A 15,340-nucleotide genomic window follows, 5' to 3' on the forward strand; every position below is an offset into this window, starting at 1 on the left:
GCCGGGCCACGTCCTGGACAGCCCGCGGTGCCTCCGCGTCCCCGATCTCCAGCACGACCCTGCGATCCTGGTCGAAACCGGGATGCAGGCGCACGTAGTTCACGAAGGACCGAGGAGTGTAGTTCTTCCCGTCCCACAGGGTGATCTGCTCGCCGTCCGGGCTGGGCGTGAACCTGATGACCTGCTCATCGGGATTCGGCCGGGCGTCCCGAGCCTGCTGGACAAGCCTGCCCACGTCCTCGTGAGGGCTCGGGTAGTGCAACCCGTCCCGGGTGCGCACGGCCAGCGTCTGGAAGTCATACGTCGCGCCGCTTCGGCGCCACGGCTGGGTGGCGGCGAACAACTGCACGATCTGCTTCTCCGCCGCCTTGCTCAGCGGCAGCACCTCCAGCAGGTCCAGCAGGTCGTTCAGCTGTTCCTCTTCGGTGCGGGCACGGGTCTCGTCACCGAGCAACCGCGGGTCGGCGAGGAGTTCCTCGATGCGGGCATGCTTCGCCGGGTCGCTTGCTGCGGCGGGCATCGCGGCGCCCAATTCCACGCAGGTTTGCAACTCGCCCAAGTGCACGCGGCCGACGGGCAGCCGGTGTTCCCAGCGGTCGTTCGGCCCGCCCTTGATGTGTTCGAAGTTGATGTCCTCGTTGCGGCTGGCGTTGAGCGAGCGAACGTCCTCCGGGGTTCGCACGTCGGTGGCTCGCGGTGGAACCGGCAGCGTGCCTGCCATGCTCAGCTCGCGCTGCGGTCCTCCCATCGTGGAGTTCGCCATCCGGTACCGGGACTGCTCACGTGCCTTGGCGAGGCCGGCCAGTGCCACGTTGGCTTCGGGGCTGAAGTCCTGGCCCTCGAAGCTGACGTTGACGTGCACGTCGCCCGATTCCACCGAGCCGCCGTACTTCTGCACGACCGAATCGATGATGTCGACGCCGGTGGCGAACCGCTGCCAGGAGTCCGGGCGGCCGACCAGCTTGTCCGACACCACCTCGATCCCGTTCTCCAGGGCTTCCTCGTCCACCACGCGCCAGCGGTCGGGTGCCATCTTGACTAGGCCGGAGGGCAGCTCCTGACCGTCGCGCCAGTCGGCGAGACCCGCGTCCCGCAACGCGGCGCCGAGTTCCTGCACCGCCGCGTCGAAGTGCTCCTCGGGGATGGTGAACTCGATCTCGGTGCCGAACCGGGCGTCCGGCCGGCTGCTCACGCCACCGGGGATGCCGTCGGCGTGGTACTCGACGGGGTTGACGCCCGCGGCGACTGCGGCTTGCGCGGCCCGGTACGTCTTCACCATCGCAGCAAAGCGCTGTTCGCGGGGCACGCTGTCAGCCGGCGCGTCGTCGGCCAGGTCCTCGTAGTCCCGCTGGCCACCTGGCCCGTTTCCGGCAGGGTCCGGGTCCTGCGCGTCGTTGCGGGCGCCGGAAGCGGTGTCGCCCGATGTCTTCGGCTCCTCGCCCTTCGGGCGGGAGAACTCCTCCCCAGCCCCGCCGGTCCAGGACTCATCGATGTCGTCTTCATCCGACACGTCCCCGCCATCGTCGCTCACCGGCGACGCACCACCGAAACCGAACCGGCGCTCGTCGTCGTGCTCCTGCCGAGCGTGTGGATCCGACAAGATCTCCGACGACCGACCACCCAAACCACGAGCCCGCTCAACAGCACGAGCACGGGCAAGGGCCTTTTCGACATCCTCGGGACTCGGCCTGAACAAGAACCGACTCTTCAGTTCCGCTTCCAAAAAGCGCTCCCAGCGCTCCGCCTCCTCCTCACGTCCTTCCTCGCGGCGAGGCTGCTCCTCACGCAGCTCCGCTTCAAACTCCTCGCGGATTAGCGGAAGGGAATCATCCACCCACCTCCACCAGTCCACTTTCTTTGCACGGGCAATGGCCTTTTCGATCTCCTTCGGATTCGCAATCTCAAACAGGAACCGACTCTTCAGTTCCGCTTCCAAAAAGCGCTCCCAGCGCTCCGCGTCCTCGTCCCAACGTCCTTCCTCGCGGAGGGCCTGCTCGTCACGCAGCTCCGCTTCAAACTCCTCGCGGATTGACGGAAGGGAATCATCCATCCACCTCCACCAGTCCACTTTCTTACGACGCTCCCGGCGATTCGCGTCCTTCTGCTTGCGTTCTTCCTGCTCGAGAAGCGCCTCTTCCTCGCGACGCTCCTCCTCCGCCCAGCGGGCCGCCTCCGCCCGGCGGGCCTTCTCCGCCGCCCTGCGGACCTTCTCCTCGCTTTCTTCCCGCACGCGACTCGCCTCTTCAGCCTCGCGGCGTGCCTTATCCGCCTTGCGGCGTGTCACATCCTCCTTGCGGCCTGCCTCCGCGCGCGCATCCGACGTCCGCGCCGGGCGAGGCTTCTGGGACGGGCCGGACTCGTCCCGCTGTCGGGCCACGGAGCCCGAATCCGTTCTCCTAGTACGAGATCCGCGCGGCAGCTCATCCTGCCGCGGCCGACGGGACTCCTTCCGCTGGCCGCTTTCCCCCTTCGCGTGCCGTTCGCGGTGCTTCGTGCGAGCCGATTCGCCGTCCCCCCGAACGGCTTCGGGCCTGCTTTCCTCACCGAAGCGGGTCTCGAGCCAGGTGGTCCTCTTCACGACCGTCTCGTCCTTCTTGTCCTTCATCTTGAACAAGAAGCGGCTGACCTCGTTGTGCGTGGTCTTCGTTCGGGTACTGATGTTCAGCAGACCAGCGTCGGCAAGCACGACAATCCGGCCGCGGTCTGCCAGCACCGTCACTCCCTTGGGGGTGTTGACGGTGAGGCCGGGTACCGCCTTGACCAGCTCATTGGCGACCTTGACCGAGGTTCCCGGCCTGTCGGCACCGAGCGTCAGCAGCAGCACCGACGAGCTGTTGCCGCCCCTGATGATGTTGCCGAGGATCCTCGTGGCCGTGGACTGGTCCACCACGGCTATTTCGGTCTTTCCACGCTTGCCGATCACCGGGACCGCGAGGGCGCTGCCGTCGGTGTCGATCGCGAGGATGAGGTCCGACTCGAACGGTGCCGTGATCTCACGGTCGGGCCCGGCCGTGAGAGCAGTGGTCGTCGATTCGCCGGAACGGGTACGCACCACCCGAAGGGGACCATCGATCGAATCCAGCCAGCCCTCGAAGGCGCCGAGCTCGGAGTCAGAGAGCAGCGCAATGCTCGCGGGCCTGTGACTGGTGGAGGGCCGGTCGGTGATGCGCAGATCGCTGTGCTTGAACGTGGCCGGCTTCGCGGAAATCGTTCCGGCATACTTCGGGTCGCTGCCGCTGCCCACACGCGGGCGAGCCCGCTCCTTACGCCGCTCCGCTCCCCTCTCCCCGCGGGAGTCCTCTTCCTGCGGTGCCTTCGACTCCGCAACCGGCGGGCGGGAGAACTCCGCCCCAGCCCCGCCGGTCCAGGAATCATCGATGTCGTCTTCACCCGACACATCCGAACGCTCGGCGTCGGTGCGGCCGGGCAGCTCCAGCGAGTCGACGCCATCCTGCCTGGCGGTGTCGAAGAGGTCCCGCAGCATCCGGGCCTCGTCGCCCGGGCGCGAGCCATCGTCGCCTGTCAACAACCGGATCAAGTCCTGGCGGCTGGCGTGTCCGGCGAACGGGCCACCGCCCGCCAGCCGGTCCAGCTCGCGTGCCACCGCCAGGTCCTGCTCGTCCAGATGCCTGCCTGCGTCCAGGCCGTACAGGTCACGCACCCGGTTCTGCTCCGCCCGGTCGGCATCACCGGGCTCCCCGATCTCCTTGCCCAGCTCGACGTTCAGGTCCGGGTGGGCGGAGCGCAGGTCGGCGACCAGCTGCTCGGCCCCGGCTCTGGTCAAGGCGGGCTGGTCCTCGTCGCTGATCCCGACCCGACCCCAGTTGACCACCACCTTGTCCACGAGGGAAAGGGAAAGCGGGCCGTGGATCTGCGCTTCCAGGAAATTGTGCGTGCTGGGCCCCGGGGCGTCCTTCAGCCCGGGGTCGTAGGAATAATCGGTGGCTTCGGCCACGAGGTGCCGGAACAGCTCCACGTCGCCGTAGGCGAGCAACGGGTACAGGTGCTCGTTGTCGGTGTAGGTGACCGCGTTCGTGTCCTCGTCCACGCCCAACGAGTCGCCGGGCGTGAACGTGCTGCGGGCACGGACATCGTTGTTCCAGTGCAACACGACGGTGCCGTACTGGACGGAAGAGCCCTCGGTCCGGCGCGGCGGGATCACCGCGCTGTAGCGCGGCATCTCGGCCGGATCCGCGACCGTCGTGCCGTCGCCGCGTTGGAAGGACGAGGAATAGCCGAACAGCCATTCCGCCTTGGCACGCCGGCTGACGTCGGTGGATCCCTGCGAAACACCCGTCTCCCACAGGTTCCGGATCGGCTGCCCTTCGGAGAGCAATCGCATCAGCGGGGCGTGCCCGCCGTTGCCGTCGGGCACCATCCGGTTCGGGAACAGGTTTGTGACGATGGGCCAGGACTTGAGCTTCTCGTGCGCGGCGGCGGCGATCTCGGCTCGTTCGGCCTTGCTGGTCGGGTATTTCGCGCCGTAGTTGTTGAGCATGCGGATCCGGTTGGTGGCCTCGTCGAGATCGCGCTGGTTGAACTGCTCGCCGCGCAGCTCCGCAGCCATCAGGGCCCACGACTGCGCCGGGCTCAGCTCGTCCCAGCCCGGCCGGTAGTTCGGCGAGTCGGGGTTGCGCGCCTCGGCGAGCCGCTCGACTTCCGCTCCATCGGGCACCATCCAGCGGCTTTCGTTCACCGGGTTCCCGTAGTCGTCCAGGTCCAGGTCGCGGCTGTGCACGCTCAGCGGGATCGTGCGTCCGTCGTCGAGGCGGAACGGTGTGTACACCGGGGTCAGGACCTTGTCCGAGGTCACCGGCGAGAACCACACCTCCACCGGAGAACCCAGCCTCACAAGCGAATGCGACTCCCCGTCGTAGAACACCACATCCCCACCACGCTTGTGCACGGTGAAGAAATGGCCACCACGATCGCCGAATTCCGCATACACCAGGCCATACGCGCCATCGGTGTCCTTGCCCGCCACGAAATCCGTCACATCGTCATAACCCCGGCCCTGCTTCGCCATCGGCGGCAGACCCGTCTTCGACACCTCATCCCGGTGCACCACACCACTCGGACCGGCCACGAACTCCTTCGCCCGACCTGGACGCATCTCCCGGTTCAACGCCTGAATCGACGACGGCTGGCAATTCGTATCATGCCCCGCAACACCCGCGACATAATTGTCCCGGTTGATCCCCTCCATACCCGCGAAATTCTCACTCACATACGCATCATGACCAGCCGGATCACCCTCAAACGTCTCCGCCGATACCACACCCGGCCGCACCGACGACGCACCCACCGACACCGACGACGCACCACCGAAACCGAACCAACTCGGCCCCTGGCTTTGCCGGCGATGGCGGGACGTCCTGTCGCTGCGATAGTCCCGGCCACTCCTCCCTGGGTTCGCGGGGCGGCGCGGGATATCCCAAAAGCTCGGCCCCGGCGAATTCCGCGAAGGCTGCCGCGGGTGCGTCCGCTCGAACTCCGCCCGCAGCTCCTCCAGTTTGCACTCGTCGTCGTACTTCTGCCGCTCTTGTTTATGTGACAAGACCTCGTAGGCGTTCTGGATATTCTGGAATTTCGCTTGGGCCTCAGGGGCCTTGTTCTTGTCCGGGTGCCACTTCAAGACCAGCTTCCGATGCGCCTTCTTGATCTCGCTGTCTTCCGCATTCGGCTGGACACCCAGCGCCGCGTAGTAGCCCTTCGGATCCTTGAACGACTGCGTCGGCCCCTCTTTCTTTCCCGGCTGCTGACCGGTCCCCGGCGCCTCCTGCCGAGCCGACGACTCCGCACCCGGGCGAGACCCGGCCTGCTCGCTCGGACCCGATGGCTTCGGCTCAGAATTCGACCCGGCCGGGCCGGGACGGGACGTTCCCGCCTCGGGGCGAGGCGCTTCCTTCTCGGGCCGCCCGGAGGGCTTCGGCTTGGACTTCGATTCCGGCTTCCGTTCCGGTTTCGGCGGCTGCCCGGTGGGCCGAAAGGTCGACTCGGGACGCGGCTGCGCGCCGGAGGCCTGCTCGGTCAGCTTGGCGAACGCATCGTTGACGTCCTGGCGCTCCGCAGCGGAGAGATTCGCCAATCGCAGCCGCTCGAACGCCCGCTCAATCCGGTGGAACGGCCAATCACGCTCGACCTTCAGCACCTCGTAGGGGTCCATCGGCGGGCTCTCCGGAGCCGGTCGCGCACCGGGTGCGTCCGGGCGCGGGCGCGGCTCCGAGTGGCTCGCTTCACGCCGGCGAATCTCGTCGCGCAGTTCGTCTTTGGCGAAACTGCCTTCCGCCCAGAAGTAGGACAGGACTTCTTGCTCCGAGCCGGTGTAGGAAGGGACCGTCTGGTTGTAGTAGCCCAGCCAATTTCCGTTGTCCCTGGCCCCGATGCGCCCACCGGACGCCAGTCCCATCTCGGTGTCCGCGGTGAACACCCGCAACGGAAGTCCACGCCAGTGCAAGCGCGCGGCCAGGTCCCTGATGCCGCTTGCTTGCGAGGCACCGTGCACCGGCAGCAACAGCGAATCGAATCCCCGGAGCCGAATGGCTTCCTGGACCCGTTCGGAATCGGCGAGGAAGTTCGCCAACGTGGTTCCGCTGACCCAGATCTCGGTGGTGCCTCCGTCGGGGGCGACCGGGATCATGAACCCGTGCCTGACGGGACTGACCGCGAGGACCAGTGAGTTCGCGAAGGGAGAGTCTGCGATCTCGCTGTTGGGCCGGGTCCCGCTCCTGCGCCTTGCTTCGCCGACCGACTCGCCGGGCATGGTGCGCACCACGCGGATCGGGCCCCGGATGCCCTTGGTCCAATCGCGGAACTCCGCCCTTGTGGCCGGATCCGCCAGCAACTCGAAACCACGCCGCCCGTCCGCGTCGCGCAGCGCGCCGAACTTCGCATCCTCTCGAGCGAAAGTGACGGAACGGTTGGAATCATTCAGTCCGGGGTACAACTCGGGCGCAGCCGGCCGGGGTGCGGGCCGGGGTGCGGGCCGATCGTGCGGACGGGAATCCGCGCTAGGCCGGAACTCCGGCTCCGGCCGAACCGTTGACCGTCGATTGATTTCGTCGATCTCGGCCCGCGAGAAGCGGGTCGGGCCATAAGCGATGTCCGTGGTGCCACGGAAGGTCCGCATTCCGCCGTTGTCCAGCACGACCAGGCGTCCACCGTATTGCAGTTCCATCGGGCCGTCACCGGTGCTCACCGCGAGTTCAGGCTTGGCAGCGGCCAGCTCACGACCGAGTTTCACGGGGGCATCGGGCGAATAGGAGCCCGATAGCAGCAGTAGCACGGAGTTGGCTCGGCGGACGCTCGTCGATTCGGCCACGAGCGCCTGCGCGGCAGTCTTCGCATCCACCCAGACCCGGAGTACCCCGCTATCGGTGAGGACGGGCAGCGCGTACCTGCCGTCCCCCCGGGCGCTGACCGCCAGAACCGCCGCACCATCGAATCTCATGGTCACTTCGGCGTTACGAGCCCCGCTGTTCTCCACGGCATTGGCCGCTGATTCGCCGGGCATCGTGCGCACCACGCTGAACGTCGCGTCGCGGACACCTTGCAGCCAGCGCTTCACCTCGTTGGCAAGACCGGTGTCCGGCAGCGCGGAGACCAGCCTCATATCGCCTGCATCGATCCCCTTCACAGCCACTTCGCCATGCCCGAACTTGACCGGGCGCCCCGCGTCATCCCTGCCCCGGTAACGCGACGAACCACCGCCCCAACCGGACGGTTGCCTGACCTCCGAGCTGCCAGGAACCGAATCGGGCTCTTCAGCCGCCATTCGTTCGGCCGCCGAGCGCATGCCGACCGGCGAGTACATCGGTGTCAGCACCACGCCCTGGGGAGCCTCCCAGAACTCCACCTTCGACGGAGAACCCCAGAACTGCTGGCTCTCCTCCTGAGGATTCAGGAAAATGGGGCGATCTTTCTTGACAGCCGCGAAATAGTGGCCACCGTCAGGGTAATACGCGAGCACCATGCCGGACGCGCCGCGCTCCAGGCGTGACAGATATTCCTCGACATCGGCAACTCCCGAGAACTCGCCCACATACCTCAGACCCGAACCCTCGATCTGATCCCGATGCACCTCCCCACTCGGCCCGGCCACGAATTCCCTGGCCCGATCAGGATGCGCCAACCGGTTCAAGAACTGAATCGTCGCCGCAGCACAATTCGTCCGATACCCCAGATCGCCATCGACATCGCCATCGAAATTATCCTTGTTCACCCCGCGCATGAGTTCGAGAAGCTCTTGATGCTCTTGCGCATCAAACCCAGTGGGATGCCCAGACGTGTTCGCCGTGGACGGCGCCGGCCGAACCTCGCGCCGGCCTCCCGTCGCGGGCCCGGACGCGCCTCTGCGCTTCGGCTCACGCCGAGCGTGGTCGGCCTGGACAATCCGCGCCTTGTCCCCGCGCGGGGATCGCCGGACGGTCCCGGCACGGACCCTGCTGATGTCGAACCGCAGCTGGAAGTTGCCGGAGCCGTCCCGCCTGACGCCGCCACCCGAGATGTGGAACTTCTGGTCGTCGGGCAGCTTTTTCAACTCGTTGAACGTGTCCACGATGTTCTTCGTGGACTTGCCGTTCACCGTCTTCATGACCTCGGCGTAGACATCATCGTGGGCATCGAAGTCCACGCCGTTCCGGCCGGCCAGCACGTTGCCGAAAACGTCCTTGGCCGCCGTGCCGGAGATGTTCTGCCGGAAGATGGTGTCCGGAAGCCGATCCGGAACATCCCCGGGTTTCGTCTTCCTGCCGAACAGCTTCGGAGCCCGCTTGTCGATCTCCTTGGCCTTGGTCACCTCGTTGAACAGCGCCTCCGCCTGCGACCACTGGTGGATGAAGGCATCGCTGGCGGTGTACCTACCCCCCTTGGCCCGGTAGTTCTCCATCATCACCGCGACACTGCCCGCGTCGTCCCGCCCGTAGAGGTTGTGGAAGTGCCCGCCGGACTCCGGGGCCTCGCTCTCCGGCTTCGTGGGATGCGGCCGGTAATCGGCGGTCTGCTCGTCCACGTCGACCAGCTTCGGGCTGGGGACGGGTCGGCCGAACTCGGCAAGTGCCGCGGACCGGCGCGCGTGCATGGTTTCGCGCTCACCGTCTTCCACAGCGGCGAGGTAGTGCGCCAGCCGCTCCTCCGGCGGATCGAAGCGCTGCCGCCCCGGAGAAACCTGCTGGTTGACCGTGGCGTCGCCGATGCTGTGCCGCTGACCGTCCTGATGGCTAACGTGGAATTCGGCCAGGCGCTCCGCCAGCCTCGACACACCATCGTCGCCACGCCACTGAGCTGCGTCACCACTGACGAAGTCCCCCAGCCGCTCCGCCAGGTCCGACACATCGCCGTAGCTGGATCCGGCCGGTGTGCCATCTCCCGACGACGCCTCAGACAGCCCTCCGGCGTGCGCGTTCCGCTTCGCACCCTCCGGGCGGGAGAACTCCGCCCCAGCCCCGCCGGTCCAGGACTCATCGATGCCGTCCTCACCCGGCACATGCCCGCCATCGATGCTCTTGCCCTGCGGATCCTGCCCTCTCCGGCTGTCGTCGATGACGTTCTGGAGCAGCCGGAAGCCGCTCGCCGCCACGTCGGCTTCCGTTCCGCGGTCAGCTCGGCGGGGCCGCTGGGGATCGTCCGGATCGACTTTCAAGATCTTGTACGAGCCGAACTCGGAAAGTCCGTCGAAAGCCTGCTCCGAAAGCGCTCTCGCCAGCAGCCCAGGATTCCCACTGGACGGGTCTTCCTGGCCTCCGAGTGATACGAAAGTGATGCGGTCAAACCACTGACGACGCTCCCGCACCGGGAATTCGTCGTCAGAGAGAACATCGCGAGAAATCTTCTTCAACGAGGAAGTATCGCCGTCCTCGTGGATCCCAAGAGCATGCACCACCGGCGCGTGCGATCCCTCGGCTGCGTTCAGGTATTGCTGAACGTAGTATTGCGCTGCGATCAACGAAAGTCCCGATTGAACGTAGTCGATCAACAGCACATCCCGGCCGTGGGGCAAATCGGCCAAGAACTCGTTGAAGTGCGCGGAGAGCAGCTCCAGTTGCCCATCCGTTGGCGGGTCGAACCCCATCGCCGCAAACATGCCGTGCAGGACGGAGTCCGGCAACGGCGCCGGCCGGAAGCTCGACAACGGTAGGTTGATGGCGCCGTGGCCACGAGACTGGAGCGCCGCGACGACCGGCACTGGACTGCGACCGATGCCCACGTAGCTGAACCGGTCGGGCGGATACGCCTTGAGGACGTACTCCGTCAACTCGTTGACCGCGCTCTCGACACGCTTCTGCTCGTTCAAGTGGTGCCGGCCCGCCAAGTGCCGAATCGTCTCGTAGAAGCGCTGCGCCTCATCGATCCCGTAGGTCCGCCCAGCCATGTCGGCCGGACCATCCGTGATGTAGTACAAACCCCCACCGGGAGCTCCGCTCCGGGTGATCGGCGGGCCGCTGAGGTACACCTTCGCGGCCAGGTCGATGCCGCCCTCCTGGGGATAGATGTACCCGCTTTCGGCCAGCCACGCCCGCGCTATTTCCGGAGTCAGCCAGACCCCTTGCTCACCGGCTACAAGCAACGTGTGCTTGGATTCGGCCGGATGCCTCTGCAGCTCGGCTTGCGACACGTCTTCGTCAGAATCGTCGATCTCCAGGCTGTCATCGATGATCCGATTGAGTCGAGCCTCGATGTCCGCGGAGTTCGCCTCGAGATGCGAAGGAGACAGCGGCACATCCCAGACAGGCTCAGGGCGGGAGAACTCCCCAGTCCCGCCGGTCAAAGAATCATCGATGTCGGTGGCAGCCGGTGCGGGACCTGTGTCGCCGACGGCTGGGAGCGCGGCCTTGAGCGGGCCAGCGGAGTGCCCCGGCGGGATCGACAGCAGAAGGATCCTGTTGTCGCGATTCTGCGGCAGGGAAGCCGGGAGCCCCTTCGGGTCCTGGGGATCGACATAGGTCACCCGGCCCACGTCGTTCTTCTCCGCGAAGAAGAAGTGCCCCTTGCCCTTGGGAGACCTGATGTACACGGCCCCCTGCGCACCAGGCTTCCAGGTGTCCAGAATGGTCTTGTCGAGAGTGGACGGTCCGCCCTTCTGCTCCTTGAACCGCGCGCCGAAGTAGTCCTGCATATCGCGCAGCGACATTTCCTCGGACGACGGGTCGGCGTGGAACTGCCGGCCGTGCTTCCTGCTGCGGAATTCCTGAATCGTGGCAACACCGCAGTTGATCCCGCGCCCAGGCGCATCATCCGCCAACGCGGGGTCGGTGTTGCCCTCCGGCGCCCGGTTCACCTTGCCGGCCTCGGGGAACTCCCGCCGCATGAACGCTTCCGCGGCGACATCGTTCGGGAAGCTCTCCAGCGACACCACCTGGGGCAGCGGGCCCTGCCAGTGCTCGAACTCGGACAGATCGCGCGAAGCGGTCTCGACCGGAGTCTCCGACGGGCTCTGGACATCTACGTCGGGATCGGACTCATCCCCACTTTCATAACCTTCATCGACGAACGAGTCCGTCACCGGGGCCACCGCCGGGACAGCACCCACCGACTGGTCCGTGACCAGCGCCGGGGCAGTCTCCCCCAACGTCTCCGGCGCGTCCCGGACGAACGACACGTCCCCATCGTGCTGGGACTCGTCCCCGCTCTCATAACCTTCATCGACGAACGAGTCCTTCACCGGGGCCACCGGCTGTGCCGGCGCCACCTGCAGCTGCGGTTCACCGCCGCTCTTCGGCGTTCCGGCCCTGCCGGACGTGGCCGAACTCGTCCGCTGATCGCTGCCGGAGGACACAGTGGACGGCGCGTCGCGCTGGGTCAGGGGCTGATTCCCGGTCGACGTCTCACCCGTCGGCGCTTCGTAGGACAGCTGCGTCGAAAGCCGGGACCGGCCGACCTGATCGCCCACGGCCGACTGGTCGGACTTGTCCCGGGACACGTCCTGGGTCGAGGTGCTCGACGTGCCCGCGGGGTTCGAAGGTGCCTGCGAGTTGCCGGCCTGACCGGACGGCGTGGACGTGGCGCTCGGCGTTCCCGACTGCTGCCCCGGCCCGGCCTGCTGACCGGTCGGGCGGAGTTGCGCGGACCCGTTCTCGCCCTGCTCCTGCTGGTCCGCTCGCGGCTGGTCGCGCTCTAGCGACACCGAGTTCTGGTCGAGGCCGCGCTGACCAGCGTTCTGCTGGCTTGGCGCCGACTGCTCCGGCGACTGCTGCCCCTGGACCTGCTGGTTCGGGGTCTGCTGACCCGGAACCTGCTGGTTCGGCGACTGCTGACCCGGAACCTGCTGGTTCGGCGACTGCTGACCCGGAACCTGCTGGTCGGGCGACAGCTGGCGCTGGGGCTGCTGACCGGGGTTCTGCTGGTCGGGCGACTGCTGATTCGGGGACTGCTCGCCCGCCGACTGCTGGGCAGGCGGCTGCTCGACGGGCGTGTGCCGCACCGGCGGCTGCTCGGCGGACGGTTGCTGGGCCTGGGGATTCTGGTCACCGACCGGCGGATCCACGCCCTGCGGCGCGTTTCCGTGCGGCGTCGTCGTGTCGAAGCCGGGCAAGCCCTGGTTCGAACCGACGTCCTGCGGCATGCCGGAAACCGGCGGCTGCCCGGCCGGTTGCTCCACCGAAACCGGTCCGGTTTCGATGCCCGCAGGTGGCGGCGTTTCCCCGCCGACGCCCGGAGGCGGAGACACCGCAGGCGGAGCCGACGCAGGTGGCGGGGAGCCCGCAGGCGGAGAACCCACAGGCGACACACCCGCCGGTGGCGGTGCCGAACCGGGCCGAGAGCCCGCCGGTGGCGGAGCCGAACCAGGTGGCGGAGAACCCACAGGCGGAGAACCCGCAGGCCGCTCCGCGGCCGGAGGCTGGTACGCGGGCGGCGGTTCCTCGGACGGGGGCTGGTATGCGGGCGGGGGCGCTTCGTTCCCCCACACCTCGTTGGACGGTGGCGCCTCACCACGCGGCGAGTACGGGGGCGGCGGGACGTCGGAAGGCTTCCCGGCTGGGGAATCCGCAGGCGTCTTTGAGTCCGACCCAACGGGCGGCACCTTGGAATCCGCCCCGACCGGTGGCGGGGCCTTCGAATCCGATCCGACCGGCGGCACCTTCGTGTCCGACCCAACCGGCGGCACCTTCGAATCCGACCCTCCACCGGGAGTGTCCTCGCCGCCGGGCAGGCCCTTGCCGTCCGGGTTGTAGGACGGCGGGGGCGACTGGTTCGGGCCTCCGGTCGGCGAGTTGTTCGTGTTCCGGTTGTTCCGCCACTCACGCGACCTGATCTGCGCGTCCTTCTCGATCGTGCCCATCGTGACACTCGAGATATAGGTCTGGAACGGGTCGAAATTGCCGCCGACGAGGGTGATGACCATCCCCTCGGCCGGCACCTCCGCAGCCGCATCAAGCTGCCCCGTCCCGATCGGCTTACGCACGAAATCGTCCGTGTGCCTGTTCAGCTTCGCGAGACGGTGCAAGATCATAGCGTTGACCGCGGCATCGGCCCCCACGGCGCCCTCCAGCGCCATGCCCTTCACGTCCCAGCCGTTCTTGCGGTTACCGTTCGCCGTCGTGATCCCCTGGGGCAAGAATGCCTGGAAGAACTCCTCACCGAACTCCTGAACGGGCTCCCACGCCATCCGCAACTGCCCGGAGAGCGTCGTGGCCTGTTGCTTGGCTGTCGCGATGATCTGGGAGATATGCCGACGCCCAGCCGCGATCCATGCCGGGATCGCCTCGAAAAACCCGCTCAGATAAAGCCCGAGGATCGTGGACGCGAAAAACGCCAGGCCGATGAGGATGTCGTACTCGGACTCCTCCCCGTTCAACCCGAACTCGTCCACCATGTCCGCCGCGTACCGCAACGCCGCCGCACGCGCCTGAACCGGATCGGTCAACCCCCGAACATGATCATCGAACGCTTTCGCGGTCTCACCCTCAAGATTCGCCCGCACACCAGACGACAACGAACTAACATTGCTCGTGGTGTTCACGTCAGCGTCCGCGTTCTCCCGCATCTCACGGGCCAACGCGTACATATCGTTCGAGATCACCAACGGCGGCTTCTCGATCAGCGCAGTTAGCGAATAGTAAATAGGCGCCCAGACACCATCCTGGGGAATCTGGATCTCACCCATCGCTCACCACACCATCCGATTCGGACTCGCACCGCCGACCACACCACCGCACGCCCGGGCTATCAGCTACTTGCGGAAGCGGAAGAAACTCGGTTCCCCGTCGCGGGGGAATTCCATGTAGACCTGCTCGTCGAACGACTTCCCGGGCTGCTGCGATCCGGACTTCTCCGTGACCAGGAAGTGCCGCTCCCCGTCCTCGGTCGGGTAGGGCTTCGACCCGGACGGGTTGTTCGGGTCGTCGAGCGTCAGATCGCGGCCGTTCAGCGGCGTGATGTCGGAGTAGCCGTCGACGCCGATCCGCACCGCCCCGTTCGACAGTTCGGTGGCGCTGACGATGTGCTGCCCCTCGCCCAGCGGGTGGCCGTACACCATGGGCTGCTCGTTCTCCCGCAGAGCGCGCAGGCGCATCGCGGAGGTCATTCCCGGCTTGCGAACCTCCACGTCCTCCGGTTTGAGCCCGTTCAGCGGGTATCCGCGGTCGGAAACGGGCAGCTGTGGCTTGAGGCCCTCGTTCGCGCGCCCACCGGCGGGAACGGCACGCTGCGACTTCACGAACGTCCTCTTTTCTGAAGGCTTATTCGGCTCGACACCGCGGTTCGGCGCTAGCGCCTTCGAGGCCTTGGCCGCTACGTGGGCGGTCGATCCCTTCAGCGGGACGTCCTTCTGAGCGGGAACGTTGTGACCCGTCGACTTCACGGGCACGTTGAGGGTCGAACCCTTCAGCGGGATCTCCTTCTGAGCAGGAACGTTATGACCCGTCGACTTCACGGGCACGTTGACGGTCGAACCCTTCAGCGGGACGTCCTTCTGAGCGGGAACGTTGTGGCCCGTCGGCTTCTGGGAATCGCCGGAACCGTTCTCGCCCGCGGTCTTGAACTTGTGCGACAGCTGGTCGGCCTCGTCCCGCGACCCGCCGTACATCTTCCCGTTCTCGTACAGGCCGTCGCTGATGTAGCCCAACGATTTGGCCTGGTGTCCGACCCCGTTGAGGAACTTCTCCTGGCCGTCTTTGAAGTTCTGGAAGAACTCGCGGCCCTCGTCATCGTCGCCGAAACTCGCCTGGTACCGGGCGCCGAGCTGAGCGGCCCGTTGCCGGAGCGCCAGCAACCTCGCCTGCACCTCTCCGTAACCCTGACCGCTCTTGCTCAGGTTCTCCGGATCCACCCAGAACTGGTTCATGGTCCTCATTCCTCCACTCACGCCCGTAGTCGAATCCGGTCCCGTTACCGCTTCTCCGGG

2 protein-coding genes (1 of these 2 running past the window's edge) are annotated in these 15,340 nt (G+C 66.7%); both read right to left on the reverse strand.

From position 1 onward, the window contains the following. Positions 1-13,861 carry the beginning of a DnaJ domain-containing protein gene (locus AB0I53_RS08925; protein ID WP_358598772.1) on the reverse strand. Its footprint begins 19,598 nt before the window's first position, so only the first 13,861 of its 33,459 coding nucleotides appear in the window; the start codon lies at positions 13,859-13,861; the stop codon falls past the left edge of the window. Between the two features lie 306 nt (positions 13,862-14,167). Continuing rightward, positions 14,168-15,280: a hypothetical protein gene (locus AB0I53_RS08930; RefSeq protein WP_358598775.1), complete on the reverse strand. Its 1,113-nt coding sequence runs from the start codon at positions 15,278-15,280 to the stop codon at positions 14,168-14,170. Positions 15,281-15,340 lie beyond the last annotated feature (60 nt).

Source organism: Saccharopolyspora sp. NPDC050389 (assembly GCF_040655595.1).
GTDB lineage: Bacteria > Actinomycetota > Actinomycetes > Mycobacteriales > Pseudonocardiaceae > Saccharopolyspora.